The organism is Caulobacter sp. GW822-FHT07D08, assembly GCF_058798735.1.
In genome coordinates this window covers 1-25,713 of sequence record NZ_JBXAKU010000015.1, presented here as the reverse complement: position 1 = coordinate 25,713, position 25,713 = coordinate 1, and the positions used below count along the sequence as shown (strand labels likewise).

At 66.8% G+C, this 25,713-nt stretch carries 27 protein-coding genes and 2 tRNA genes; 12 read left to right on the top strand and 17 right to left on the bottom strand.

The window, feature by feature from the left end; translation table 11 throughout:
• Positions 1-88: 88 nt before the first annotated feature.
• Complete coding sequence (locus tag AC1RJ9_RS21940; RefSeq protein ID WP_492840117.1) at positions 89-742, top strand: HAD-IA family hydrolase; 654 nt, start codon at positions 89-91, stop codon at positions 740-742.
• Here AC1RJ9_RS21940 and AC1RJ9_RS21935 read toward each other — a convergent pair.
• The 4 genes from AC1RJ9_RS21935 to AC1RJ9_RS21920 form a co-directional block, all read right to left on the bottom strand.
• The gene (locus tag AC1RJ9_RS21935; protein ID WP_492840118.1) at positions 739-3,459 is read right to left on the bottom strand and encodes a valine--tRNA ligase; all 2,721 of its coding nucleotides are present in this window, start codon (positions 3,457-3,459) and stop codon (positions 739-741) included. The genes AC1RJ9_RS21940 and AC1RJ9_RS21935 overlap by 4 nt on opposite strands.
• A 127-nt stretch (positions 3,460-3,586) precedes the next feature.
• Positions 3,587-4,120: a pole-organizing protein PopZ gene (gene popZ / locus AC1RJ9_RS21930; RefSeq protein WP_492840119.1), complete on the bottom strand. Its 534-nt coding sequence runs from the start codon at positions 4,118-4,120 to the stop codon at positions 3,587-3,589.
• Positions 4,121-4,242: 122 nt separating this feature from the next.
• Positions 4,243-5,724: a TolC family outer membrane protein gene (locus AC1RJ9_RS21925; protein ID WP_492840120.1), complete on the bottom strand. Its 1,482-nt coding sequence runs from the start codon at positions 5,722-5,724 to the stop codon at positions 4,243-4,245.
• A gap of 131 nt (positions 5,725-5,855) precedes the next feature.
• Positions 5,856-6,428: a protein-L-isoaspartate O-methyltransferase family protein gene (locus AC1RJ9_RS21920; RefSeq protein ID WP_492840121.1), complete on the bottom strand. Its 573-nt coding sequence runs from the start codon at positions 6,426-6,428 to the stop codon at positions 5,856-5,858.
• 294 nt (positions 6,429-6,722) lie between these two features.
• Here AC1RJ9_RS21920 and AC1RJ9_RS21915 point away from each other — a divergent pair, with 294 nt between their 5' ends.
• The 3 genes from AC1RJ9_RS21915 to AC1RJ9_RS21905 all read left to right on the top strand — a co-directional run bounded on the left by AC1RJ9_RS21915 (position 6,723) and on the right by AC1RJ9_RS21905 (position 10,254).
• Entirely contained in the window at positions 6,723-6,893 is a 171-nt protein-coding gene (locus AC1RJ9_RS21915; protein WP_492840122.1) for a hypothetical protein, read from the top strand.
• A gap of 109 nt (positions 6,894-7,002) precedes the next feature.
• Positions 7,003-8,076, top strand: a complete 1,074-nt coding sequence (locus AC1RJ9_RS21910; protein WP_492840123.1) for a glycosyltransferase family 4 protein — start codon at positions 7,003-7,005, stop codon at positions 8,074-8,076.
• Positions 8,077-8,091: 15 nt separating this feature from the next.
• Positions 8,092-10,254: an amylo-alpha-1,6-glucosidase gene (locus AC1RJ9_RS21905; protein WP_492840124.1), complete on the top strand. Its 2,163-nt coding sequence runs from the start codon at positions 8,092-8,094 to the stop codon at positions 10,252-10,254.
• Between the two features lie 85 nt (positions 10,255-10,339).
• Here AC1RJ9_RS21905 and AC1RJ9_RS21900 read toward each other — a convergent pair.
• The 3 genes from AC1RJ9_RS21900 to AC1RJ9_RS21890 all read right to left on the bottom strand — a co-directional run bounded on the left by AC1RJ9_RS21900 (position 10,340) and on the right by AC1RJ9_RS21890 (position 11,581).
• Positions 10,340-10,414: transfer RNA gene (locus AC1RJ9_RS21900), tRNA-Asn, on the bottom strand.
• A gap of 157 nt (positions 10,415-10,571) precedes the next feature.
• A tRNA-Asn gene (locus AC1RJ9_RS21895) sits at positions 10,572-10,646 on the bottom strand.
• Positions 10,647-10,876: 230 nt separating this feature from the next.
• The gene (locus AC1RJ9_RS21890) at positions 10,877-11,581 is read right to left on the bottom strand and encodes a glutathione S-transferase N-terminal domain-containing protein (RefSeq protein ID WP_492840125.1); all 705 of its coding nucleotides are present in this window, start codon (positions 11,579-11,581) and stop codon (positions 10,877-10,879) included.
• A 172-nt stretch (positions 11,582-11,753) separates the two neighbouring features.
• On the opposite strand from AC1RJ9_RS21890, the gene AC1RJ9_RS21885 reads away from it, so the two are divergent.
• A complete protein-coding gene (locus tag AC1RJ9_RS21885; RefSeq protein ID WP_492840126.1) occupies positions 11,754-12,134 on the top strand; it encodes a hypothetical protein in 381 nt (126 codons plus the stop codon).
• A gap of 3 nt (positions 12,135-12,137) precedes the next feature.
• Here AC1RJ9_RS21885 and AC1RJ9_RS21880 read toward each other — a convergent pair whose 3' ends face one another.
• From AC1RJ9_RS21880 to AC1RJ9_RS21870, 3 genes are all read right to left on the bottom strand, one after another.
• Positions 12,138-12,575 (bottom strand): VOC family protein, encoded by a 438-nt coding sequence (locus tag AC1RJ9_RS21880; RefSeq protein ID WP_125158048.1) that lies wholly within the window; start codon positions 12,573-12,575, stop codon positions 12,138-12,140.
• 62 nt (positions 12,576-12,637) lie between these two features.
• Positions 12,638-14,566, bottom strand: coding sequence for an ABCB family ABC transporter ATP-binding protein/permease (locus AC1RJ9_RS21875; RefSeq protein WP_492840157.1), 1,929 nt, complete (start codon positions 14,564-14,566; stop codon positions 12,638-12,640).
• Complete coding sequence (locus tag AC1RJ9_RS21870; protein WP_492840128.1) at positions 14,497-15,306, bottom strand: hypothetical protein; 810 nt, start codon at positions 15,304-15,306, stop codon at positions 14,497-14,499. Before AC1RJ9_RS21870 ends, AC1RJ9_RS21875 begins: the two co-directional genes overlap by 70 nt.
• 60 nt (positions 15,307-15,366) lie before the next feature.
• Here AC1RJ9_RS21870 and AC1RJ9_RS21865 point away from each other — a divergent pair, with 60 nt between their 5' ends.
• Together AC1RJ9_RS21865 and AC1RJ9_RS21860 are read left to right on the top strand one after the other, a co-directional pair.
• Positions 15,367-15,975 carry an LOG family protein gene (locus AC1RJ9_RS21865; RefSeq protein ID WP_492840130.1) on the top strand — a complete coding sequence of 203 codons (609 nt, stop codon included), beginning with the start codon at positions 15,367-15,369 and terminating at the stop codon, positions 15,973-15,975.
• A gap of 101 nt (positions 15,976-16,076) precedes the next feature.
• Entirely contained in the window at positions 16,077-16,391 is a 315-nt protein-coding gene (locus AC1RJ9_RS21860; RefSeq protein WP_492840132.1) for a CC_3452 family protein, read from the top strand.
• Positions 16,392-16,535: 144 nt separating this feature from the next.
• Here the strand turns inward: AC1RJ9_RS21860 and AC1RJ9_RS21855 are convergent, their stop codons facing one another.
• From AC1RJ9_RS21855 to AC1RJ9_RS21840, 4 genes are all read right to left on the bottom strand, one after another.
• Entirely contained in the window at positions 16,536-16,673 is a 138-nt protein-coding gene (locus AC1RJ9_RS21855; protein WP_492840159.1) for a hypothetical protein, read from the bottom strand.
• Positions 16,674-17,040: 367 nt separating this feature from the next.
• The gene (locus tag AC1RJ9_RS21850) at positions 17,041-18,180 is read right to left on the bottom strand and encodes an acyl-CoA dehydrogenase family protein (protein ID WP_492840134.1); all 1,140 of its coding nucleotides are present in this window, start codon (positions 18,178-18,180) and stop codon (positions 17,041-17,043) included.
• A gap of 106 nt (positions 18,181-18,286) precedes the next feature.
• A complete protein-coding gene (locus AC1RJ9_RS21845) occupies positions 18,287-19,501 on the bottom strand; it encodes an acyl-CoA dehydrogenase family protein (RefSeq protein ID WP_492840136.1) in 1,215 nt (404 codons plus the stop codon).
• Positions 19,502-19,651: 150 nt separating this feature from the next.
• Positions 19,652-20,533 carry a nicotinate-nucleotide--dimethylbenzimidazole phosphoribosyltransferase gene (locus tag AC1RJ9_RS21840; RefSeq protein ID WP_492840138.1) on the bottom strand — a complete coding sequence of 294 codons (882 nt, stop codon included), beginning with the start codon at positions 20,531-20,533 and terminating at the stop codon, positions 19,652-19,654.
• Between the two features lie 87 nt (positions 20,534-20,620).
• On the opposite strand from AC1RJ9_RS21840, the gene AC1RJ9_RS21835 reads away from it, so the two are divergent.
• Complete coding sequence (locus tag AC1RJ9_RS21835) at positions 20,621-20,860, top strand: DUF1289 domain-containing protein (RefSeq protein WP_492840140.1); 240 nt, start codon at positions 20,621-20,623, stop codon at positions 20,858-20,860.
• A 10-nt stretch (positions 20,861-20,870) separates the two neighbouring features.
• On the opposite strand, the gene AC1RJ9_RS21830 is transcribed toward AC1RJ9_RS21835, so the two are convergent.
• On the bottom strand, positions 20,871-21,197 hold the full coding sequence (locus AC1RJ9_RS21830) for a hypothetical protein (RefSeq protein WP_492840142.1): 327 nt from the start codon (positions 21,195-21,197) through the stop codon (positions 20,871-20,873).
• A 287-nt stretch (positions 21,198-21,484) separates the two neighbouring features.
• Here AC1RJ9_RS21830 and AC1RJ9_RS21825 point away from each other — a divergent pair, with 287 nt between their 5' ends.
• Complete coding sequence (locus AC1RJ9_RS21825; protein ID WP_099579014.1) at positions 21,485-21,994, top strand: TIGR02281 family clan AA aspartic protease; 510 nt, start codon at positions 21,485-21,487, stop codon at positions 21,992-21,994.
• A gap of 14 nt (positions 21,995-22,008) precedes the next feature.
• On the opposite strand, the gene dusA is transcribed toward AC1RJ9_RS21825, so the two are convergent.
• Positions 22,009-23,028, bottom strand: coding sequence for a tRNA dihydrouridine(20/20a) synthase DusA (gene dusA / locus AC1RJ9_RS21820; RefSeq protein WP_492840144.1), 1,020 nt, complete (start codon positions 23,026-23,028; stop codon positions 22,009-22,011).
• Positions 23,029-23,126: 98 nt separating this feature from the next.
• Between dusA and AC1RJ9_RS21815 the strand changes: the two genes are divergently transcribed.
• On the top strand, positions 23,127-24,221 hold the full coding sequence (locus AC1RJ9_RS21815) for an integrase (RefSeq protein WP_492840146.1): 1,095 nt from the start codon (positions 23,127-23,129) through the stop codon (positions 24,219-24,221).
• Here AC1RJ9_RS21815 and AC1RJ9_RS21810 read toward each other — a convergent pair.
• Complete coding sequence (locus tag AC1RJ9_RS21810) at positions 24,218-24,592, bottom strand: hypothetical protein (RefSeq protein WP_062093638.1); 375 nt, start codon at positions 24,590-24,592, stop codon at positions 24,218-24,220. The genes AC1RJ9_RS21815 and AC1RJ9_RS21810 overlap by 4 nt on opposite strands.
• A 156-nt stretch (positions 24,593-24,748) precedes the next feature.
• Between AC1RJ9_RS21810 and AC1RJ9_RS21805 the strand changes: the two genes are divergently transcribed.
• Both AC1RJ9_RS21805 and AC1RJ9_RS21800 read left to right on the top strand, forming a co-directional pair.
• A complete protein-coding gene (locus AC1RJ9_RS21805) occupies positions 24,749-25,012 on the top strand; it encodes a DksA/TraR family C4-type zinc finger protein (protein WP_062093637.1) in 264 nt (87 codons plus the stop codon).
• Positions 25,013-25,205: 193 nt separating this feature from the next.
• The gene (locus AC1RJ9_RS21800; RefSeq protein ID WP_062093636.1) at positions 25,206-25,559 is read left to right on the top strand and encodes a hypothetical protein; all 354 of its coding nucleotides are present in this window, start codon (positions 25,206-25,208) and stop codon (positions 25,557-25,559) included.
• The last annotated feature ends 154 nt before the right edge of the window (positions 25,560-25,713 follow it).

Sequence of the window (25,713 nt, the reverse complement as noted above, 5' to 3'; positions counted from 1 at the left end):
AAACATTTAGAGCCCTTTTGAACGCTTTAGATGATTCCATCTAAAGCTAAAGGGCTCTAGCGTCATTTCCCGACTCCGGAGCGCCGCCTTGGCCGAATCCCTGCTGTTTCCCGATCGCGATTTCGCCGCTTTCCTGTTCGACATGGACGGCACGGTCCTGACCTCGATCGTCGCCGCCGAGCGGGTCTGGGGCGCCTGGGCGCGGAAACATGGCCTGGATGTCGAGGCGGTGCTGCAACGCATCCACGGCCGGCGGGCGATCGAGACAGTGCGTAGCTTCAACATTCCCGATGTCGATGAGGCGGCCGAGGTCCTGGCGCTGATGGAGGGCGAGATCGCCGACGTTGAGGGCATCGACGCCATCGAGGGCGCGGCCGCCTTCCTGAGCGCCCTGCCCGCCGATCGCTGGGCCGTCGTCACTTCAGCCCCACGCGAACTGGCCAAGGTGCGGCTGGCGGCGGCGGGCCTGCCCCTCCCCGCCGTGCTGGTCACGGCCGAGGACGTCGAGCGCGGCAAGCCGGCGCCCGATTGCTTCCTGCTGGCGGCCCAGCGGCTGGGCCATCCTACCGAGGACTGCCTGGTGTTCGAGGACGCCCCGGCGGGCATCGCCGCGGCCGAGGCGGCCGGCGCCCGCATCGTGGTGATCACCGCCACCCACAGCCATCCGCTGGAGACGCCGCATCCAGGCGTCTCCAGCTATGGTCTTCTCAAGTCGACGCCCGAGGGCGCGCTGAACTTTTAGCCCACCGACTCCAACCGGCTCAGCGCCGCCTGGAGCTTGGCTTTGGCGGCCTCGGCCTCGGCCAGGCGCTCGCGATTTTCCTCGACGACCTCTTCCTTGGCGCGGGCCAGGAAGTCGGGATTGCCGAGCTTCTTGTTGACCTTCTCGATCTCGCCGGCGTGACCGGCGATCTCCTTGGTCAGGCGCGCCTTCTCGGCCGTCAGGTCGATGAAGTCGGCGATGGCCAGGGCGCCGGTCGCCTCGCCCATGACGATCGGAACCGAACCGGCCGGCGAGGCCTCGGCCTCGCGGAGGCTGTCCAGGCGGGCCAGGGTCAGCAGCAGGTCGCGGTGACGGGCCAGGCGAGCCTTGGTCTCCGCGCCAGCGCCGATGATGCTGAGCGCCGGCTTGGCCGACGGCGGCACGTTCATCTCGGCGCGGATCGAGCGGATCTCGCCGACCGTCTCGACCAGCCAGCCGATCTCGGCCTCGGCGTCGGCGTCTATCCACTCGGCGGGCAGTTCCGGCCACTGGGCCGAGATCAGCATGGTGTCGCGGGCCGGGCCGAACACGGCGGTCTTCTGCCACAGCTCCTCGGTGATGAACGGCATCACCGGGTGCAGCAGCTTGAGGATCACGTCCAGCGCCCAGGCGGCCATGGCGCGGGTCTCGGCCTTGGCGGCGGCGTCGTCGCCGTTCAGGATCGGCTTGGCCAGTTCCAGGTACCAGTCGCAGAACACGTTCCAGACGAAGCGGTACAGGGCGCCGGCGGCCTCGTCGAACGCCGGCGCTTCCAGGGCCTTGGTCACCTCGGCGACGGTCTTGACCGTCTCGCCGCGGATCCACTTGTTGATCGGCTGCTGCACGGTCGAAGGATCGAAGCCCTCGATACGGACGCACTCGTTCATCTGGGCGAAGCGCGAGGCGTTCCACAGCTTGGTGCCGAAGTTGCGATAGCCCTCGATGCGTTGCTTCGACAGCTTGATGTCGCGGGCCTGGCCCGACATCGCCGTCATGGTGAAGCGCACCGCGTCGCAGCCCAGCTCGTCGATCAGGATCAGCGGATCCATCACGTTGCCCTTGGACTTGCTCATCTTGGCGCCCTTCTCGTCACGGACGAGGGCGTTGATGAACACCTGCTTGAACGGAACTTCGCCCATGAAATGGATGCCCATCATCATCATCCGGGCGACCCAGAAGAAGATGATGTCGAAGCCCGTGACCAAGGTGCTGGTCGGGTAGAATCTGGCGAGGTCGGCGGTCTTTTCCGGCCAGCCCAGGGTCGAGAACGGCCACAGGGCCGAGCTGAACCAGGTGTCGAGGACGTCCTCGTCCTGGCTCAGGACGACGGTCTCGCCGAACTGGGCCTTGGCGGCGGCGTAGGCGGCCTCCTCGGTTTCCTCGACGAAGATCGAGCCTTCCGGACCAAACCAGGCCGGGATGCGATGGCCCCACCAGAGCTGGCGCGAGACGCACCACGGCTCGATGTTGCGCAGCCATTCGAAGTAGGTCTTTTCCCAGTGCTTGGGTTCGAAGACCGTCTCGCCCTCTTCCACGGCCTTCAGGGCCGGCTGGGCCAGGGTCTTGGCGTCGACGTACCACTGGTCGGTCAGGAAGGGCTCGATGACCACGCCCGACCGGTCGCCGTGCGGGACCATGTGCCGGGTCTTCTCGATCTCCTTCAGCCAGCCTTCTTCCTCGGCGCGGGCGACGATGGCCTTGCGCGCGACGAAGCGGTCCATGCCCTGGTACTCGGCCGGAACAGCCTCATTGAGCTTGGCTTCGACCGTCAGGATATTGATGACCGCCAGACCCGCGCGCTTGCCGACCTGGAAGTCGTTGAAGTCGTGGGCCGGTGTGATCTTGACCGCGCCCGAGCCTTTGGTCGGGTCGGCATAGTCGTCGGCGACGATCGGAATGCGGCGGCCGACGATCGGCAGGGTCACGAACTTGCCGACCAGGCCCTTGTAGCGCTCGTCGTCGGGATGAACCGCGACGCCGGTGTCGCCCAGCATGGTCTCCGGACGGGTCGTGGCCACGACGATGTAGTCGCGGGTCTCGAACTCGGTCGGCTTCCCATCGTCATCGAATGAGATCGGGTGCTGGTAGGTCACGCCGTCGGCCAGCGGATAGGCGAAGTGCCAATAGGCGCCGTCGACCTCCTTCTGCTCGACCTCGAGATCGGAAATGGCGGTCTGGAACTGCGGGTCCCAGTTGACCAGGCGCTTGTCGCGATACAGCAGGTTCTGCTTGTAGAGCTGGACGAACACCTTGCGGACAGCCGCTGACAAGCCTTCATCCAGAGTGAAGCGCTCGCGCGACCAGTCGCAGCTGGCGCCCAGGCGGCGCAGCTGGTTGGTGATGGTCCCGCCGCTCTCGGCCTTCCATTCCCAGACCTTGGCGACGAAGGCCTCACGGCCCATGTCGCGGCGGCCGATATTGCCGGCGGCGGCCAGCTGGCGCTCCACCACCATCTGGGTGGCGATGCCCGCGTGGTCGGTGCCCGGCAGCCACAGGGCGGCCTTGCCGCGCATGCGGTGGAAACGGGTCAGCACGTCCTGCAGCGTGTTGTTCAGCGCGTGGCCGATGTGCAGGCTGCCCGTGACGTTCGGCGGCGGGATCACGATGACGAACGGCTCGGCGTTCGGATCCTCGCTGGGCTTGAAGGCCCCGGAGGCCTCCCAGGCGGCGTACAGGCGGGGTTCGACGGACTTGGGATCGAAGGTCTTTTCAAGCATGGCGGAGCGGATATGCCATCTGCGGCCCGCGCGGGGAACCGGCGGGCCTGGATTTGTGGGGTAATTCACAACGAAAAAAAGGCGGCCGCCGCGGCGACCGCCTCGATTTTTCGAAAATCGAGCGCGTTTAGCCGCGACCGCGGGCGATGCGCTGTACTTCTTCCTCGACCTTGGTCTCGACGATGCGCGGCAGGTTCTGGTCCAGCCACTCCTTGAGCAGCGGGCGCAGCAGCTCGCGTACGACGTCTTCCAGCGTGCGGCCGTCCTTGGGCATCAGCAGGGCCGAACTCAGGCTGCCGAAGGCGCTGGCGGCGGCCGAGGCGGCGTGGTCGCCGACCAGGTTGTCGGCCATTTCGTCACGGTTGAACGCCGGCGCCGAGGCCGGCGGAGTGTAGACCGGCTCGGGCGCGGGCTCGGGCGGCGAATACACGTCGATGTCGCCGACGGTTTCCAGCGGCGGCAGCTCGGGCTCCGGCTCCGCAGCGATCGGATCGGTCAGCTCGAGGATGTCGTCGTCGAACGATTCGGGCTCGGGCTCCGGCGGCGGAGGCGGCGCCGCCTCGGCCGCAGGCTCCGCCGGCGCGTCATCCTCCGAGATGATGCGCCGGATGGAGGCGAGGATCTCCTCCATCGTCGGTTCTTGAGAGCTCTGATCGGACATGTGCGGGGCCGTCGTAAAGGGTACGAATCCTTGCGCGCCCTAGGACGCGCTTGGCCGCGATGGTGCAGACTTACGCGTGTTAAGCAAGCGCAAGTCCACGCCTGAGCGGAATCGACGCGGGGTTAAGGCTGCTTTGAGGCCGCCACGCTGGTTGAAGAGGGCGACTTCGTCGAGGGCGCGCCGACCTTGTCGATCGCCTGAACCACCGGCTCCCACGGCACCCAGCCCACGCTGTGCGTCACGCGGCTGTAGGAAACCTTGGGGTCGTAGGCGGTCGTGCCCGTCGACAGCTTGCTGACGTCCAGCTGGCCCATGGCCTGCAGGACGACGGCGCTGGCCACGTATTCGTCGCGGCGGGCGCTGACCAGGGCCAGTTCGGCGTTCGACAGCTCCAGCTGGGCGTTCAGCACGTCCAGCGTGGTGCGCAGGCCGACCTGCTGCTCCTGGCGCACGCCTTCGAAGGCGATGCGGGTGGCGCGGACCTGTTCCTCGTTCGAACCCAGCTGGGCGCGCGAGGCCAGGAGGTTGCTCCAGGCGTTCGAGACTTGCTGGATCGCGGTGCGCTTGGCGCTTTCCGTGGCGCTGCGGGCGGCGTTCTCGCGTTCGGTGGCGGCGCGGACCTGCGAAGTCGTCAGGCCGCCGGTGAAGATCGGCACCGAGGCGGTGACCGCGCCCGAGATGGTGCGCGAATAGTCGTCGAACTGGCTGCCGACGCCCGACGTGCGGCCGGCGTCGAAGCCGATGCCGGCGCGGGCCGAGATCGTCGGGCGATAGCCGGCCTTGGCCACCGCGACACGGGCGGCGGCGGCCTCTTCGTTGTACTGGGCAGAGGTCACGCCCGGATTGGTCGTCTGGGCGGCCTCGAAGGCCTGATCGACCGAGGCGGGCAGCAGGCCGGCCAGGGTCGGCTCCGGCGCCAGATCGCCCGCCGTCTGACCGACGACGGCGGCGTAGCCGGCGCGGCTGACCTCGAGTTGGGCCTGGGCGCCCGACAGGCCTGCCTTGGCGGCCGCCAGGCGCGCCTGCGACTGGGCCACGTCGGTGCGAGTGATCTCACCCACCTCGAAGCGGGCGTTGGATTCGTCGAGCTGGCGCTGCAGGACCGCGACGTTCTCCTTGGCGATGCGCAGGCGTTCCTGGTCGCGGCGGACGTCGACATAGGCCTGGACGACGTTGACGAGTACGTTTTGTTCAACCGAACGCAGGCTTTCGCGGGCCGACAGCACGTCGGCCTCGGCGGCGCTGAGCGTCGCGCTGGCGCGGCCGCCGGTGTAGAGCGGCTGGGTCACCGAGACCGTGGCGCTGCTGCCCGAGGACTTGACCGTGGCGCCGGAGCCGGCCGGGTTGACGTTCGCCCCGGTCACGTCCAGCACGGCGCCGACCGTCGGGCGGAAGCCCGTCTTGGCCTGCACGACGCCCTCGTCGGTGATGCGGGCGCTGGCGCGCTGCTGCTGCAGAGTCGGATTGGTCTGATAGGCCAGGGAGATCGCGTCGGCCAGGGTGTCAGCCCGAGCCTCGGAAAACGAGACGGCGGAAAACGCGCCGGCCAGCAGGCTGGCGCAGCAAGCAGCGGCCAGGAGCCCGGCCCGTCGACGGTTCGACATCAAAGTTCTATCCCCAATCCCCGCGAAGCGCGCGCTCGCCACAATATGACCGCGTGTAAGTCCAGCCGCCAGACGCCGCTAGTTAAGCTTTTTTCACGCAGACGTTGCGGCAGGCTATCGCCCAAGGGTGTCTAGAAGCTAAAACCGGTCTCGACCTCGAAGCCGGCCAGCATCGGCGGCGAAGCGTCGAAGGCTTGGCGACGGCCCACGCCGTCCTCGGCGCGCAGATAGACGGCGGCCCGGCCGACCGGGCCGGTGCGCTCGACGACGCCCAGACGGCCGCCAACGGCCAGGGCCTCCTGCCAGGCCTTGGGAGCCACCGCGACCGCGCCTTCACAGATGATCACGTCGTAAGAACCGGCCGGCACGGCCTTCAGATCGTCGCCTTCCAGGCGGGTGACGACCAGGCCCATGGTCTCCAGCACGGTCGCGGCGTACGGCGCGGCGATGGCCAGGGCCTTCTCGCCCTCCCGGGGCTTGAGGGCCTGCAGCAGCTTGCCCACTTCACGCGGGCGCAGCAGCCAGCGGCCGGGCGCGTATTCAATGTCGGCGTCGGCATAGGCCAGATAGGCCTTCGAGGCCGGTACGACGCGCTCGCGCGCCACCACCCGCAGGGCGTCCTGCAGCGGCAGGTCAGTGACGTCGGCGGTGCGAATCTGGCTCTCGACCATGTTCAGCCGCGCGGCGGCGAAGTCGGTGCTCATGGAATCCCTCGAAGGACTGGACTTTCGAGCAGGCTTATAGGTCCGCGCCCGGCCGAAACGCAATGCGATCGGAAGCCGCGCTCGCTCGCCTGTCGCCCGGTGAGCGCCCTAAAAGCGTCATCGCCTTCTGAAGGCATGCTCCCAAAGATCAAAAGGCGGTCATCAGACCCCATGACGGCGACTGTCACGTAACCTTGATTGATCAGCTTCGCCGTATGGTAAATAAGCGGCTGTCGGCGGTTCGCCCGCCGAGTGGGGAGGAAGCCGGAAATCTAGGCTTCAAAGGAAACCGCCATGTTGAGTGCGCCCGTTGTGATCGTGACGACGATCTGCGCTCTGATCGCGATCTATTTCCTGCCTCGCCTGACCGCGGCCGGCCGCAAGCTCTACGGACGCTATCGGCGGCGCCAGCGCGCCTTGCGGCAGGAACGGGAACGTCGGGAGCAATTGCAACGACGCGCTTAGCCGCATTGAGGCCGCAAAAGGGCGAGCTGCGGAACCAATAGCGGCGATCGGAACTGATCTGTGGCGGACCCGCGCCGCGTTCCAGTTCCTCCCCGTCAAGGTCCGCGCCATGAAGATCGCCCAAGTCACCCCGCTATACGAAGCTGTTCCGCCGCGGCTTTACGGCGGCACGGAACGCGTGGTCGCCCACCTGACCGACGCCCTGGTCGACCTGGGCCACGAGGTCACCCTGTTCGCCAGCGCCGAAGCCAGGACCAAGGCCCGACTGATCGCCGTCCGCGACCAGGCCATCCGTCTGGACCCCGCGCCGCTAAAGTCGGATCTGGCGGCCCACCTCGCCCAGTTGGCCGAGGTGCGCGCCATGGCCGACCAGTTCGACATTGTCCACTTCCACACCGACATGGTGCAATTCCCGTTCTTCGCCGACCGAGCGAAGAATACCCTGACCACCCTTCACGGTCGCTTGGACCTGAAGGACCTGCCCGCCGTCTACAAACGCTGGCCGCAATTCCCTCTGGTCTCGATCAGCGATGACCAGCGGCGCCCCCTGCCCTTCGCCAACTGGGCCGGCACGGTGCACCACGGCATGAACGCCGACATCTACGCCTTCTCCGAGAAGAGCCAGGGCTACCTGGCGTTCCTGGGCCGCATCTCGCCGGAGAAACGCCCCGACCGCGCCATCAACCTGGCCAAGCGCCTGGGCAAGCGCCTGAAGATCGCCGCCAAGGTCGATCCCGCCGACCGCGTCTATTTCGAGGACGTCATCGAGCCGATGATGCGCGGCGAGCCTCTGATCGAGTTCGTCGGCGAGATCGGCGACAGCGACAAATCGGCCTTCCTGGGCGGGGCCGACGCCCTGCTCTTCCCGATCGACTGGCCCGAGCCCTTCGGCCTGGTGATGATCGAGGCCATGGCCTGCGGCACGCCTGTCGTGGCCTATGCTTGCGGCTCGGTGCCCGAGGTCATCGATGACGGTCTGACCGGCTTCATCGTCGAGAATGACGACCAGGCCGCCGACGCCATTCTCAAGGTCGAAAGCCTGGATCGAAAGCTTGTCCGCGCGCGTTTCGAGGAACGGTTCTCGTCCGAGGCGATGGCCCGCCGCTATGTCGCCCTCTACGAGCGGCTGTGCAATGGCGCGGCCGTCTATCCGTCCTTGGTCGATATGGCGGCTAGCGCATGAATTGAAGGAGGGGCCATGGAGAGTCTTGCACCGGCCATGGAGGCGCCGGTCGACTACGGCGTGACGGCGGAAGTCCGCGCACCGCAGAATCTCTATGCGCTCAAGGACAAGGACACCTTTATCGTCGCCGATGAGTTCGGGGATATCGCCGGCCAAGGCGATGGGCTGTTCCACAACGACACTCGCATACTGTCGCTCTACCGACTGACCCTGGGCGGTCGCATGCCGTCGCTTCTGTCGGCCGCGGTCGCTCACGACAACGTCTTCTTCACCTGCAACAGCACCAACCAGGCCCTGCCCTATCCTGGCGAACGGATGGGGCCTCCCGGCGTGCTGCACATCGAGCGCAAGCGCTTCCTGTGGGGCGAGCGCCTGTTCGAGCGCATTCGCTGCGTCAACTACAGTCGCGACACCGTGCTGCTGCCGATGACCATCGAGTTCGACGCCGACTTCCGCGACATGTTCGAGGTGCGCGGCAGCCATCGCGCCAAGCGGGGAACCAAGGGGCCGCCGCATATCGACGGCCGGAGAGTCGCCTTCAGCTATCTCGGCCTCGACGACGTAGAGCGAACCTCGGTCATCGCCTTCTCGGACGCGCCGTTCCGCCTCTCGGCCCACAAGGCCGAGTTCATGTTCTCGCTGCAAGCCGAGGGCCAGACCGAGCTCTATATCGAGATCGGCGTGGTCGACGGCCATATTCCCAGCCGCGAGCGATTCCGCGACGCCGCGGCCCACGCCCGCTGGGACATGCGCGCCCGCCGCCGGCATGGCGCGCGGCTGAACAGCTCCGGCCGCCTGTTCAACGAGTGGCTGGGCAAGTCGCGAGCGGATCTGGCCCTGCTGACCACCCGGATGGAGACCGGCCCCTACCCCTATGCCGGCATCCCCTGGTTCTCGACCGCCTTCGGGCGCGACGCGATCATCACCGCCTGGCAGATCCTGTGGTTCGAGCCGTCCCTGGCCAAGGGCGTGCTGCGCTATCTGGCCGCCCATCAGGCGCAGGAGCGCTCGACCTTCCGCGACAGCGCGCCCGGCAAGATCATGCACGAAACCCGCAAGGGCGAGATGCCCGCCTTGGGCGAGGTGCCGTTTGGCCAGTACTACGGCGGAGTCGACACCACGCCGCTGTTCGTGGCCCTGGCCGGCGCCTACCATGAGCGGACCGGCGACGACAGCCTGATCGACGAGCTATGGCCGGCGCTGGAAAAAGCCATGCACTGGATCGAGAACGACGGCGACAGCGACGGCGACGGCCTGATCGACTACGCCCGCGGTCAGGACAGCGGCCTGTCCAACCAGGGCTGGAAGGACAGCGAGGATTCCGTCTTCCACACCGACGGCCGCTATCCCACGGGGCCCATCGCCCTTGTCGAGGTGCAGGGCTACGCCTTCGCCGCCTATCGCGGCATGGCCCGCCTGGCCGAACGACGGGGCGAGATCGGTCAGGCCGCGATCTGGAAACAGAAGGCCGAGACGCTGCGCGAGAAGGTCGAGGCGCTGTTCTGGATCGAGGAGCGCGGCTTCTACGGCATCGCCATCGACGGCCAGGGTCAGCTCTGCCGGACGCTGTCGTCCAATCCGGGCCATCTGTTGTTCTGCGGCCTGCCCTCGCCCGAGCGGGCCCGCAAGGTCAGCGACCAGTTATTGTCGGCCAGCTTCAACTCCGGCTGGGGCGTGCGGACCCTGGCCACGGGCGAGGCCCGGTTCAATCCGATCAGCTACCACAACGGCTCGGTCTGGCCGCACGACACGGCCCTGTGCGTCATGGGCCTGTCCCGCTACGGCGAGCGCGACGGGGTGGTGAACCTGACGGCGGATCTCTTCGAGACCGCCAGCCGCATGGGCATGCGCCTGCCTGAGCTCTTCTGTGGCTTCCCGCGCTCGCCGGGCGAACCGCCCGTGGCCTATCCGGTCGCCTGCCTGCCCCAGGCCTGGGCGGCGGGGTCGGTATTCATGATGTTGCAGGCGTGCCTGGGGATCACCATCGACGCCAATCGCGGCGAGATCGTCCTGGTGGACCCGCGCCTGCCGATCGGCATCGATCGTCTGGCCCTCGAGCGCCTGCGCGTCGGCGCCCTGACCGTCGACCTGATCTTCGAACGGCAGGGCGAGCGCGTCGCCGTGCGCACCGAGGGCGACGTGCCGCTGATCATCCGGTCCAAGCCCTCGTGGGACTGAGGCCTGGTTTGAGCTCTTCGAAAGTCTTCGCAGGCGGCCTCGACTTGCCACGACCAAACATCGTCGATCGCAAGTCTGGAAAGAGTGGCTCCGCGGGTAGGATTCGAACCTACGACCAGCCGGTTAACAGCCGGCTGCTCTACCACTGAGCTACCGCGGAACAGGTCGCTCTTCAGAAGAGGCCGGGTGATAGCCGTCGCTTCGAGTCGATGCAAGCGATCACTGCGGCGCGTTTTTGGGTCCAAAGCGCGCGGACGCGGCGTCGCGAAACGCCAAGCTCAGTTTGTTGGAATCTTCTGAGCGAACAGAAGGAAGAGTGGCTCCGCGGGTAGGACTCGAACCTACGACCAGCCGGTTAACAGCCGGCTGCTCTACCACTGAGCTACCGCGGAACAGGTCGCTCTCAAGAAGAGGCCGCGTGATAGCCGCCTCCCCGCACCGATGCAAGCACCGAATTTCAAAAAAAGCAGCCCGGCTTGCGGCCGGGCTGTTGAAAGTCAGTGATGGTGGGCGCCTTCAAAGAAGACACCCTGAAACTCGGGCTTTATGGTGAACGAGATCTTAATTCTCAACACCCCGGCCATTTGGTCGCAGGAGTCGCACCCTGCTCCCAAGAGCGCGCCTAGGGACGCTTGGGGATCTCCAGGCCGCGCTGCACGGCCGGACGGGCCAGCCCCGCCTCCAGCCAGCGCGGCACGTGCTTCAGCGACGCCCAATCGACCAACTCGCCCGCCCCGTAGAAGCCCACGAGATTGCGCACCCAGCCCAGGGTGGCGATGTCGGCGATGGTATAGTCGTCGCCCATGATCCAGGCGCGGGTCGCCAGGCGATCCTCCAGCACGCCCAGCAGGCGCTTGCTCTCGGCCACGTAGCGATCGCGCGGGCGCTTGTCCTCGTAGTCCTTGCCGGCGAAACGGTGGAAGAAGCCAAGTTGGCCGAACATCGGGCCGATCGCGGCCATCTGGAACATCACCCACTGCAGGGTTTCATAGCGCGCCGCCGGATCGGCGGGCAGGAACTTGCCGGTCTTCTCGGCCAGGTAGACCAGGATCGCGCCGCTCTCGAACAGGGCTAGCGGCTTGCCGCCCGGACCGTCGGGATCGATGATCGCCGGGATCTTGCCGTTCGGGTTCAGCGACAGATACTCGGGCCCCCAGGTCTCGTTGGCGCCGATGTCGATCAGGTGCGGCTCGTAGGCCAGCCCCGTTTCCTCCAGCATGATCGAGACCTTCACTCCGTTGGGCGTCGGCAGCGAATAGAGCTGGATCCGGTCGGGATACTGGGCCGGCCAGCGCTTGGTGATCGGAAAGGCGGACAGATCCGGCATCGGAGACCTCGTTCAAATCGCTCGTAACGGCGTCGGTTGCATTTGGGAGTCCCCGCCCCGGTTTTCCAGAGCCGCCCCAAAACGAGGAACCGACGATTCGGGCCATTTGATCCGACCGCGAACATCGCTATCCGAGAGAGCGAGATACGCTCGGGGGGGCGAAGACTTCACCATGACGACCGCCAATGATCACTGGCCGACCACATTGGAGCGCGTGGCGAGCGCGCTGGACTTCGACCTCGCAGCGGGCGGCGGCGTGCGCGCCAAGCCCCGCGGCGACATCAGCCAGCTTCCGGCCCTGGTGAACCTGGCCGTCCACGCGGCGATCGAACTCGACAAGCGGGTCGCGGTCTCCGACACGAACGCCCCCGTCGACCGCAAGGCCGTCCTGGCCCGCAAGGACCTCAGCCGCGCCCTGGCGGATGGCGTGGCCCCGATGTTCGTCACCGGCTACGCCACCGCCTATCGCCTGGAGCTGGCCCGCATCCTGTGGGCCGGCATCGCCGACGCACCGCGCCGGCGGCTGGAAGAAATGGCTCGCCCCCGGCCCTAGGACCTACCAGGCGCCCGTGTTGGGCATCGAGGCCCACGGTTCGGCGGCGGGCAGATTGCCGTCCTGCAGCAGCTCGATCGAAATGCCGTCCGGCGAACGCACGAAGGCCATATGGCCGTCGCGCGGCGGGCGGTTGATGGTCACGCCCATGTCCATCAGGCGCTGACAGGTCTCGTAGATGTCGTCGACGCGATAGGCCAGGTGACCGAAGTTGCGGCCGCCCAGATACTCCTCGTCGTCCCAGTTGTAGGTCAGCTCGACCAGCGGAGCCTTGCGCTCCTTGGCCAGCTCGACGTCCTCGGGCGCGGCCAGGAAGACCAGGGTGAAGCGGCCCTTCTCGTTCTCCATGCGGTAGGCCTCCTGGAGCCCCAGGCCCTCGCAATAGAACCGCAGAGAGGCGTCCAGATCGCGGACGCGGACCATGGTGTGCAGATAGCGCAAGGCGAAGCTCCCTCAGAGAAACCGATGTCGGTATAGACCCCGGCCGGGACCAGAGAAATCCACTAAACGGGCTCTCGCTCACGGGTCTGGCGACGCCATAGGGCGGCGTACTCGCCGCCGGCCTCCAGCAGGATCGCGTGGCGACCGCGCTCGACGATCTTGCCCCGGCGCAGCACCACGATCTCATCGGCGTCGGCGATGGTCGACAGACGGTGGGCCACGACCAGGGTGGTGCGCCCCGCCCGGGCCTTGCGCAGGGTCGCCTGGATCGCCGCCTCGGTGCGGCTGTCCAAGGCGCTGGTAGCCTCGTCCAGGATCAGCACGCGCGGCTCGGCCAGCAGGGCCCGGGCGATACCCACGCGCTGGCGCTCGCCGCCTGACAGCTTGAGGCCGCGCTCGCCGACCTTGGTGTCCATGCCCTCGGGCAGGTTGCGGATGAATTCGCCCAGCTCCGCGGCCTCGGCCGCCGCCCACACCTCGGCCTCGCTGGCGCCGGGCCGCGCGAAGGCGATGTTGGACGCCAGGGTGTCGTTGAATAGGGCAACGTCCTGCGGGACCAGGGCCACGGCGCGGCGCAGCGAGGCCTGTTTCAGGTCACGCAGGTCGTGGCCGTCCAGGGTGACGCGCCCCTCCTGTGGATCGATCATCCGCAGCGCCAGGCGCACCAGGGTGGTCTTGCCCGCGCCCGAGGGTCCGACGATGGCCACGGTGGTCCCCGGCGCGACGGTCAGGGAGACGCCGGACAAGCCCTCGGACCGCGCCCCGTGGCGGAAGGAGACGTTCTCGAAGGCCACCGCCCCACCGCGTTGGTCGGCGCAGGGCGGCAGGTCCTGGGCGTCGGGCGAGTCGGCGACGTCGGCGGTCTGACGGCGCAGCTCCAGCATCGCCTCCATGTCGATCAGCGACTGGCGGATCTCGCGATAGGCGAAGCCCAGGATGTTCAGCGGGGCGTAGAGGTTGATCAGGATCAGAATGGCGGCGGTGACGTCGCCCGGGCCGATCTTGCCAGCGGCCGCCTGCGCGCCCGCCAGCACGGCCATGGCGCCGAGGCCCAGGCTCATCACCGCGGACTGGACGATGTTCAGCAGGTTCAGTGAGTTGGTGGCTTTAATCTGGGCGTCGCCATAGACGTCCAGCGCCTTGCCATAGCCGGCCACGGCCCGCGTCTCGCCGCCGAACGACTTGACGGTCTCGTAGTTCAGCAGGGCGTCGACGGCTCGGCCGGCGGCTTCGGCGTCGGCCTCGTTCAGCACCCGGCGATGGCCGATCCGCCAGTCCGAAATGGCGAAGGTCGCATAGCCGTAGACGGCCACCGTCAGCAGGGCCACGGCCGCGAACCGCCAGTCATAGGCCTTGGCCAGGACGATGGCGGCCATGATCAGCTCGACGCCGGTCGGAGCGACGTTGAACACCAGCCCCCGCAGCAGAAAGTCCATCGATCGCGCGCCGCGATCGATCGTCCGCGACAGCGCGCCGGTCCGCTTGGACTGGTGGAAGTCGATCGACAGCGACAGGGCGTGGGCGAAGGTCTCGACCGCCGCGCGGTTCTGGGCGGCCTGGGCCACCGGCGTGAACACCGCGTCGCGCGCCTGGGGCGCGGCGGCGGAGATGAAGCGCACCAGGGCCCAGCCGCACGCCAGGCCCGCGAAGGCCCAGGTGACGGACACGACCGCGGTCTGCCCGGCGGACAGCTGATTGACCGCCTTTCCCAGCATCAGCGGGGCCAGCACGCCCAGCGCCTTGCCGGCCAGGGTCAGCAGCAGGGCCACGGTCACGCGCCAGCGCAGGCCTGGAGCCTCCGAGCGCAGCACCAGTTGCACGAGATCGCCCATGGCCCGCCAGAAGCGGACCGGCTGGTCGGCCTTGGCGATCCCACCCGCGACGGCCGCGCGCCCGGCCGACGGCGGCCCGCCCATGCCCCTCATCGAGAACCACCGATCAGGTAGGTGGTCTGGATGCCGCCGCCCGGCGTCATCCAGTCGACCCGCCAGCCGGCCGCCGTGCGATCCGCGCGGACGGGTCCGTAGGTCAGGGGCGCGGCCGGCGAGACGGCCACGGCGATGGCGGTCTCGCCCCCCTCCCCGGCCACCTGGATGTCGTGGACGCCCGGCGCCAGCGTGTCGGTCAGGGAAATATCGAAGCGACCGTCGTCGCCGGTGCGGGCGCCGCCGCGGGTGACGCGGTCGACACGGACGTTCAGGCCCGCGCCGGGGCCGGCGACGCCGGAGACCACCGCCCCCCCCTCGCGGTCGACGTCGACGGTCAGGATGCGCGGCGAACTGGATTCGGCGGCCAGGCGGCGCGCGCCCGCTCCGGCCCGCAGCAGCGCGACCTCACCACCGTCGGCGACCATCACATAGCCCTCGGCCTGGACGGTGCGGCCGTCCTGGATGGACGAGAGGCCAAACAGGCGAACCCCGGCCCCGTTGGGCACGGTCACGCTCCATTGCCCCAGGGCGTCGATCTTGCCCATCACCACCTCGCCCGTCGGCGCCCCCAGGCGCAGGTCGGCGTCCGGCGCGCCATGGCCCGAAATAGCGATGCCGTTGGCGACTCGACGCGCGGACTCCAGGGTCGGCGGGGCCAGATAGCCGGCCTCGGCGCTGTCCGGCTTGTCGGCGGCGGTCTTCGGCGCCACCGGCGCGCCAGGCTCGCAGGCCGCCAGCAACAGCGCGGAAAGGCTCACGGCGAGGATCGACGACTTGAAAGCCCGGGGACGAATCCTGATCATGCGGCCTCAAATAGGAACGGGCGCGCGAAACCGCGCGCCTTTTTTGTGGAGTGGACGACGATGCCCAACGAGTCTAGCCGCCTGGGGTCCGTCTGCGTCTACTGCGGATCCTCCAACGACGCCGATCCGCGCTACATCACCGACGCCTTCACGATCGGCGAGAGCTTCGCCCGGGCGGGGCTGAAGCTGATCTATGGCGGCGGCGGCGTGGGCCTGATGGGCGCCTCCGCGCGCGGCGCGCATTCGGCCGGGGGCAAGGTGCTGGGCGTCATCCCGGACTTCCTGCGAGGCCGCGAACAGCCCTTCGATGATGTCGAGACCGTGATCGTCGACAACATGCACGAGCGCAAGATGATGATGTTCGAGCGAGCGGACGCGTTCGTCGTGCTGCCGGGCGGCATCGGCACGCTGGAAGAAATCGTCGAATTGCTATCTTGGCGTCGTTTAGATCTTCACCAGAAGCCGATCGTGTTCCATAACCCCGGCGGCTTCTGGGATCCGTTCTTCGCGCTGATCCAACACACGATCGAAGCGCGCCTGACCCCGCCCACCCTGGCCGACGCCTGGCGTTCGGTCGAGAAGGCCGAGGACGTCACGCCAGCTCTGCTGGCCTGGGACCAAGAAACCTACCAGACCGGCGCTCCGGCGACGCTTCGCCCATTGACTTAGTTTTCAAAAGAAACGCACTATGGGCTTGAGCTGCCGTTCATCGAACGGCGCGCGCTCATGCGTCGGAACTCCCATCCGGCGCGGGGATAGGAGACCAAGATATGCGTACCGCTGTTTTCGCGGGCCTGACGGCCTGCGCCCTGATGTTCGCGGGTTCGGCCCACGCCGCCGACACCCAGAGCGCCTCGCTGAAGCTGAAGACCGCAGCCACCACCGAACAGTTCATTCACGAAGGTTCGGTCTGGCGCTGCAAGGATGACGCCTGCTCCTCGCTGACCGTGCCGTCGCTGCCGATCGCCCGCGCCTGCCGCCGGCTGGCCGGCCAGGTGGGCGAGCTGACCGCGTTCAGCTATCGCGGTAAGTCGCTGGACGAAGCCGGCCTCGCCGAATGCAACACGGCCGCCAAGAAGGGCTGAGGCTCTCAGGGGCGTCGAAAAGCAAAGGCCTCCGTCGGGCGAACCGGCGGAGGCCTTTTTCGTGGGGTGTGGGACCCTTTACGCGCGTGACAGCCGAAAGTGGGCGCCGGTTTCGGCGGCCGTCACGCGCCAACGCCTAGACGCTTACTTCCGTCCGGACTTCGTGGACGACGACTTGGGCGGGTTCGAACTCGGCCGACCTCCCACCAGCATGCCGCCCATCAGGGCGAACGAAAACATGGCGTGGTTCATCTTCGATACATTCATGGCGGCGTCTCCCAGACATTAGCCGTTAGGACCAGGAGACGCGCGCGGCTTACAGGGGTTCTCACCCTCCTAGTCGTCAGCGCGTCGGCCTCCAAGATGGCCCCAATAGCAGCGTTCGCAAGCGCATTTTGTCCGTATAAGGATCATATCAGCGTGCGGACAAAGCGGTTTCCGATGCACCATATTTAGTCGCTATACGGATGATAATCCTCCACTTCCTTACGCACAAAGCCTTTGCGTACAAGGGTTAGCACCGCAATCCGGCTTTCCGGTATCCGGCGGGGGCGAACAGATCGGCGCATAAAAAAATCGCCCGCGTCGGCGTGACGCAGGCGATTTCCGTGGGTTCGGTCGATCGTCCGTGGGCGTCGCCGCCCGAGGCTTACGCCGCCGCGTCGAACGACAGGGATTCGTAGCGCTTCAGGTGATGATCGACCGAGCCGAACAGGCCCTCGATCAGGCTCGCGCGCTTGAAATAGTGGCCGATGGCCAGTTCGTCGGTCATGCCCATGCCGCCGTGGATCTGGATGGCGTTCTGGCCCACGAACTTGCAGGCGCGGCCGATGCGGACCTTCATGGCCGACACGGCCTTGGCGCGCTCGGCGGCGCTCTCGTCGACCTTGATGGTGGCCATGTAGATCATCGACACCGACTGCTCGACCTCGATGAACATGTCGACCATCCGGTGCTGCAGCACCTGGAAGTTGGCGATGGCCGTGCCGAACTGCTTGCGCTGCTTGGCGTAGTCCAGCGTGCCCTCGTGCAGCTTGCGCAGCACGCCCACGGCCTCGGCGCCGACGGCGGCCGTGGCCTCGTCGATCACCCGGTTGACCAGGTCCAGGCCGTCCTCGGAGATCAGAGCGTCGGCCGGGACCGAGACGTTCTCGAAATAGACTTCCGAGGCGCGGTTGCCGTCGACGGTCGGGTAGTCGCGGGTGACGACGCCCGGCAGACTCTTGTCGATCAGGAACACGCCGACGCCGCCGGCGTCGCGCTGGGCGCCGCCGGTGCGGGCCGTGACGATCAGGTGCGAGGCGAACGGCGCGCCAACCACCACGGCCTTGTGGCCGTTCAGGACCCAGCCCGAACCGTCCTTCTTGGCGGTCGTCTTCAGGTCCTGCCAAGTGTAGCGGCCCTGCGGCTCGGCATAGGCGAAGGCGATGGTGGTGGTCCCGCCGACGATGCCCTCGATCACCGAGGCCGCGCCCGCGTAGCCCGAGTGCTTCATGAAGCCGCCGCCGATCACCACGGAGCCGAGATAGGGCTCGATGACCAGCGCCCTACCGAACTCCTCCATGATGATCATGTTGTCGATCGCGCCGCCGCCCAGGCCGCCCAGCTCTTCGCTGAACGAGGCGCCCAGTATGCCCAGCTCCTCGGCGAAGGCCTTCCAGTAGTCGGCGCGCCAGCCGGCGTCGGAGCTGACGATCTTGCGGCGGGTCTCGAAGTCGTACTTGTCCTGCAGGAAGCTCGCGACCGTGTCGCGGACCATCGACTGCTCTTCGGTGAAGTTGAAATCCATCCCTGGGTTTCCGTTCTTCTGTCGCCCGGCATCAGGGCCGGGTCGTTGAAATCATGAGAAAGCGAAAGTCCAGGCCGCTCGGCGGCCTGGAACGTTATCGCGAGCGCTAGAGCCCCAGCACCATCTTGGCGATGATGTTGCGCTGGATCTCGTTGGAGCCGCCATAGATCGACGTCTTGCGGACGTTGAAATAGGTCGGCGCCGCGCGGTGGGCGAAGTCGGGGCCGATCGGATGGGCGTTGTCGCCGTCCTTCGGGAAGCCGCGGAAATACGGCGCGCCATAGTGGCCGGCCGCTTCCAGCACCAGTTCGGTGATCCGCTGCTGGATCTCGGTGCCCTTGATCTTCAGGACGCTCGACTCCGGACCGGGGCCCTTGCCGGCCGCTTCACCGGCCAGGGTGCGCAGCTCCGTATATTCCAGCGCCGTCAGGTCGATCTCCAGCTCGGCGACCTTGCGCTTGAACATCGGATCCTTGATCAGGGCGTCGCCGTCGTCCGACAGCTCGGCCGAGGCGATCTGGCGAATGCGCTCGATGCCGCGCTTGGAGCGGGCCACGCCGGCGATGCCGCTACGCTCGTGAGCGAGCAGGAACTTGGCGCAGGTCCAGCCCTTGTTCTCGTCGAAGATGCGGTTCTCGACCGGCACCTTGACGTTCTCGAGCCAGACCTCGTTGACCTCGTGCTCGCCGCCCAGGGTGATGATCGGGCGCACGGTCACGCCCGGCGACTTCATGTCGATCAGCAGGAACGAGATGCCTTCCTGGATCTTGGCGGTCGGGTCCGTGCGGACCAGGCAGAAGATCCAGTCGCCGTGCTGGGCCAGGGTGGTCCAGGTCTTCTGGCCATTGACCAGATAGTATTCCTTGCCGTCGTCGCCGGTGAAGCGCTCGGCCTTGGTCTTCAGGCTGGCCAGGTCCGAACCAGCGCCCGGCTCCGAATAGCCTTGCGACCACCAGATGTCGCCCGACAGGGTCGGCGGCAGGAAGCGTTCCTTCTGCTCGGGCGTGCCGAACGTGTAGATCACCGGGCCGACCATGTTGATGCCGAACGGCAGGATCGGCACGCAGTCGGCGCGGGCGGTCTCTTCAGACCAGATGTAGCGCTGCACCGAGGTCCAGCCCGGACCGCCATACTTCTCCGGCCAGGCCGGGGCGACCCAGCCCTTCTTGGCGAGGGTGCGATGCCAGGAGAGGAAGTCCTCCTTGGCCATCTCCTCGCCCTCTTCCTGCTTTTCGCGCAAGCCCGCCGGGTAGTTCTCGGCGATGAAGGCGCGAACCTCGTCGCGGAAGGCGAGGTCCTCGGGCGAGAAGTCCAGATTCATGGCGGGCTCCCGTTCAATCGGCCCCTCTGCGGGAGGCCGTTATTGCGTTTCAGGCGCCACGATAGATGTCGAACGAACGTTTGGAAAGATGACGTTAGCGTCAACGGAAGCGAATGTTATCCGCGTTCACCTACGTCGCCCGAAACGCGACTAGCGGACCTCGCAGGCCAGCTTGACGAGAGCCAGGGCCGAGGCGCCGCCAACCCCCTCCTCGTCAAGCGTATCGAGCGCCAGAAGCGGCCGCTTGTCGAGGACTTCGAGCAGGCGCGCATGCCCCTTGGCCGGGCTGACATGGGCGGCCAGGCAGTGATCGATGGCGCCCGGCTCGACGGCGCGGACGATGGCGGCGGCGGCGCAGGCGGCGTAGCCGTCCAGCAGCACCGGCACCTTCTGGACACGCGCGGCCAGGATGGCGCCGACGACGGCGGCGGTCTCGCGGCCGCCCAGCTGACGCAGGATCTCCAGCGGGTCGTCGCCCATACCCTCGGCCTTGGCCCGCGCGACGGCGGCCCCTACGGGCTCGGGATCGTCGGACCAGTCCGAGGCCTCGCCGCCGAACAGGGCCAGGCACACGGCGGCGGCGGTGCGGGCGGCCTCGGCGACGATGACGCCGGGGATCAGCAAGTCGGGCTGCTTGGCCAGGGCCTCCATGCCAAAGGCCATGGTGGCGGCGGCCTCTTTCTCGCTCATCGAGGGGTTGTCGATGAAGTCCGGCGACGGGCGGTCGATGGCGAGGTCGAAGGCTTCCAGGCCCGCGCCCTGCGCGCCGGCCAGGCGCGAGACGGTGGCGCCGCCCGAGGCGATGGCTTCCAGGCGGTCGCGGGCGTAGCCGCGCGGTCCGACGCCCTGGCGCGCTCCAGCATAGAGCGCCACGACCGGGCGATTCACGGCCGGCGGGCTCTTGCCGCTCCAGGCGGTCAGCCAGCCAGCGATCTCGGCCAGACGCCCGCCTTGCTCCAGCGTCGGAGACGGCCCCGGCGCGGGCGGCGAGATGGCGAGTTGGCGGATGTCGGCGAAGGGAGAAGCGGTCATGGTCGCGGACTTAAACCCGTCCACGGCCAAAGCAACCCCCGAGGGCCGCGCTTGCGCGCCGCCGCCAGAGCGGGGATGCTGAAAACGATGAGCACCGACGCCCCTCGAACCGCGCTAGTTGGGCCGCCCCGTCCGATCGCCACGCCCTGCGTGAAGGTCTGCGCGGTCGACGGCGCCAGCGGCTATTGCCTGGGATGCCGCCGGACCCTGCCGGAGATCGCCGGCTGGGCGCGGCTCTCCGACGAGGAAAGGGCGGCCATCATGACCGCCCTCCCCGACCGTCCGGATCCGATAATCGCCCTGATGGCGGCGGCCAGCCGGGGCTGAAGCCCCTCACTTACTTCGCGCCGCCCAGATAGGCGGCGCAGGTCTTATCCCGCTCAGCCAGGAGCCTGGCTTTCTTCTCGCCATCGGCGGCGTCGGCTTCCTTCCGAGCGGCCTTCAGCTTGTTCTGGGCCGAGCTCAGCGCGGCCGGATCGCGCGTGCCGGACTCCGTGCGCAGGAGAACGTCCAACGAGGCTGTATCCAGCTTGCCCAGGTTCTCGGACCCGGCAAGGCCGCGGCAGCGCGCCGCCTCAAGAAACTGCAGATTGGTGACGGAGCCAGCGTGAGCCGCGCCGGCGAGCGACGCGTAGGCGACGGTAGCGATGATCAGAGCCTTCATTGCGATATTCCCTCGATAAGCCATTCTATTGTTAGCGGGAGAAATAACGCCCCGCCGAAGCTTTCCGAAGTTAATTCCAAGTTATGGAATACATTACACAGCCGTAATATACCACACTAGATCGATGTAATATGAGCCCCGATCAGTACGGCCAGGTACTTATTATGACACCAGTAACCATGGCGCGAAAATCGCCTTACCGATTCACGCCTTGAAAACGCCTGCCCGCTAATGATTAGGCATCGGCCGCAGAAGCGGTCTCAAAGCCGATACGGCAGGGTGTCTTTATGTTGAGGTTCGCGGCGATCGCGCTCGTGGGGGCCCTTTCGGCGGTGGGCGCGGCCAAGGCCGTCGTCTCGCTCGACGATCTGCGCCATCCGGAGCTGCGCGCCCCCTCGGCCGCGGCGGCCACGCTCGGCGGAGCCGAAGGCGGCGCGGCCCAACTGACCAAGGACCGCGACGGGCACTTCTGGGCTCAAGGCAATGTCGACGGCAAGGCCGTGCGCTTCCTGGTCGACACCGGCGCCACCGCCGTCTCGCTCAGCATGGCCGACGCCCAGCGGCTGGGCATCGACACCAGCAAGCTGAACTACGACTACAACGTCATCACCGCCGACGGCCGCACCCGCGCCGCCTCGGTCAAGCTGGCCACCGTCGCCATCGCCGGCGCCAAGGTCCGCGACGTCGACGCCCTCGTCATCGAGAAGGGTCTCGAAAACTCGCTGCTGGGCATGAGCTATCTGGGCCGCCTGTCGCGGTTCGAGGCGACCCCCACCTCACTGATCCTGCACCCGTAGGAACCAGACCCGGCTTAAACGGCCGGAACTTCCGCCCGCTCCTCGCGCGCCGCCAGGGCCGCGCGCACCGCGTCCAGCGCCCGATCCACGACATCCAGGCCCGCGTCGGCCTTGACGCCCTCGACCGTCAGGATGCGCCGCCACGCCCGCGCGCCCGGCAGACCGTGGAACAGGCCCAGCATGTGCCGGCTCATCGCCGCCAGATGCGTCCCCGCCGCTACTTCACGGGCCAGGTACGGCTTGTAGCGCTCGACCGCCTCGAAGCTGTCAACATCGGCGACATCCATGCCGAACACCCGCCGGTCGACCTGCCCAAGCAGGCCGGCCTCATGATAGGCCGCGCGGCCCAGCATCACCCCGTCGACGCCATTGGCCAGATGCTCCAGCGCCGCGTCGACGCCGGGCACGCCGCCATTGATGGCGATGGTCAGGTTCGGCCGCTCGCGCTTCAGGCGGTAGACCAGCTCGTAGTCCAGCGGTGGAATGTCCCTGTTTTCCTTCGGCGACAGGCCTTTCAGCCAGGCCTTGCGGGCATGCACCACAAAGCCTTCGACACCCGCCGCCGCGCTACGGTCGACCAGGGTGAACAGCGCCTCTTCCGGATCCTGGTCGTCGACCCCGATCCGGCACTTGACCGTCGCCGGGACTTTCACCGCGTTCTTGATGGCGGCCATGCACTCGGCCACGAGGTCGGGCTCGCGCATCAGGCAGGCCCCGAACCGACCGCTTTGCACGCGGTCGGACGGACAACCGACATTCAGATTGATCTCGTCATAGCCGTAGTCCTCGGCGATCCGCGCCGCCTGGGCCAGCTCGGCCGGATCCGATCCGCCCAGCTGCAGCGCCACCGGATGCTGCTCCGGGTCATAGCCCAGCAGCTTCGCGCGATCGCCATGCACGACAGCCCCGCTGGTCACCATCTCGGTATAGAGCAGCGTCCGACGCGACAGGACCCGATGCAGCGACCGGCAGTGCCGGTCGGTCCAGTCCATCATGGGCGCAACAGAAAATCTATGGGGTTCAAATCGCGTCATTTTTATCGTATATTCAATGCGTTAGGAGATACCGAAAACCGAAGAACGTACGCGAGTGTACGCAGGTTTTCTCTATGTTCCGACATTCCACTGTACACATGGCGTACACGAAAATGGCGACCTTTGTGAATTTGCCCTCCGGCGCCTGGCGAGCCATCGTCCGTCGGAAGGGGCGCTATATAAGCGAGACGTTCAAGCTACGCGAGGACGCGCGGCGATGGGCCACGGCACAGGAGAGCGCGATCGACAACGGTGCGGCGCCGAAGAAGACGTATGTGACCACGAAGACGTCCCTCGCCCATCTTATCGACCTACACATCGACGATCTCGCCGCAGCCAAAAAGCCCATCGGCCGTACAAAGCTTGAGGCGCTGCTCCATCTGCGCCGGACGATTGGCGAAACGCGTTTTGCCAAGATCGACCGGCAGTTCATCATCGATTTTGGACGCGAGCGCGCCAAGGGCGGGACCGGCCCGGTCACGATCGGCATGTATGTCGGCTGGATCAAGCTGGTCTTCGCCCACGCCTCGGCCGTCCACGAGATCGAGACCAAGATCGAGCCGATCGAAAAGGGCCGATTGGCGCTGAAGCATCTGGGCCTGATTGGCAAAAGCCAGGAACGCGATCGCCGCCCAACCCAGGAAGAGCTCGATCGGCTGTTCAAGTCGTTCGATGAGAACCTCTGGCAGCGCAACCCGATGACGCGGATCATCCAGTTCGCGATCGCCACGGCCATGCGTCAGGACGAGATCTGCCGGATCACCTGGAGCGATCTCGACCTGCGGGCCAAGACCATCATCATCCGCGACCGCAAGGACCCGCGCGACAAGTACGGCAACGATCAGCGTGTGCCGCTCGTCAACATCAATGGCTATGATGCTCTAGGTTTGATCGAGGAGCAGCGGGCGATCCGTAGCAATTTCGACGATCGGATCTTCCCCTACACGGCGACAGCGATCAGCGCGGCGTTCACGCGCACGGCCGCCAAGCTGCAGATCGATGACCTGCATTTCCACGACACGCGCCATGAAGCCACGAGCCGCTTCTTCGAGGCAGGCCTGAAGATCGAGCAGGTCGCCCTGATCACCGGTCACAAGGATTGGAAAATGCTGCGCCGCTACACGCACATCAAAGCCAAGTCCGTCCATGCGGCAGTCGCCCAGCTTCAGACGTGGACGGATCCGGACGACTAACCGACAGGGGTCGGACGCGGTCGCAGTTCGTCGGCTGCATCGGCCGCCTCGAGGAGCACGCGCGCCAGGTCTCGTAGAGCATCGGGCGTTGCCGATAGGTTGGCGATCTTCCTATGCGGTTTCTTGTCGGGCGCCTGGGTAATCAGCTCGGCGAGCAACTCGACCTGACCCAGAAGGACCGGGCGTGCGGTCAGAAACAGCGTTCGCAAGCCCTGCCTGTTATCCTCGCTGGCGATCGATACCCCGCCGGCGCCCGGGATGCCGACATCGGTATCGACGCCAAGATCGAAGACCACATGGTCGACTTGGGCCTGCGTTTCCTGAAGTTGGCCAATGGCCCAGGCGTTGAGATGAGGATCGCTGCCGGTCATCCGCGAACTCTACTCCATTGCCGCCAGTGATACATCCAACCCGTTGGACGTCGCGGAAATGCGGCAATTTGGCATGGCCCCGAACCCGCCCGCGCCACTGGAGAACGCCGGAAGAAACACCATCTAAGCTTCTGGATTAAAGGAGCTTTCGAACGGATGGCAGGCGGCTGGACCCATGACGGGGGCGTTCTCGATCAGATCGAAGATACGGTAACCGACGGCGTCCTCAACGCGCGTGCTCGGCTACCCGCTGGAGAAAGCTTCTTTTTCTGTGTCGAGTGCGGCGAGGACATTCCCGAAGCTCGCCGACGCGCCCTACCCGGCTGCCGGACCTGCATCGAGTGCCAGGCTGGGCGCGACAAGCAAGTGGTGTTCAGCAGCATCAATCGCCGCGGCAGCAAAGACAGCCAGCTGCGCTGATCCCCATCAGACTGGGGACTCGTGCGCCCCGCTTCGCGGCGGCGCGGTCCCCATGGGCTCGGGACTGACTCGCCGCCATTCCTTTGAGCAGCGACGATACCTGGAGCCCGGCCCGAAGCCTCGTGCTTCGGGCCACCCTCTGCGACCTCACGTCGACTCGCCTTTCACATCAGGATGTTCTATATTCGTTCCCATGAACCACGCTCATCCCGTCACCGCTGAACCGCTGACTGCCGTGGAAATCGACGGCTTAGTCGGCGCACCCGGATACCTGGAAACCCTCCCCGCTGTCCGGCATGTGGAAGCCGGCCGCGATGGCGGCTTGGTCATCTGGCTTGACCGCACGATCGACGCCGCGCCGGCGCTCGATGAGGCCCGTCCTGATCGCCCGCACGAGGTCGAGCTGCATGGCCAGGGCGCACCCTGCCAAGCGCTTGTCGACCATCCGCGCGCCCAGCACGTGGAGATGTTCTTCGATGGTCTGGGCGATCCAGAGCACGCCCCGCGCGGATGGTGGCACGCGCGCGTGTGGTTGAAGGCAGCCTAGAGACGTTCGGTACGTCGGCTTGCAGTTTGATGGCTGACCGCTAGCGTCGGCTGAACGGCCGCCTGGAGACCTCTTGAATGTGTTGGTGTGGACGGCCTCTCATCCCAACGGTTTGATGGCGCTTAGCGTCAACAAGCCAGTCGAGAGGAGAGCC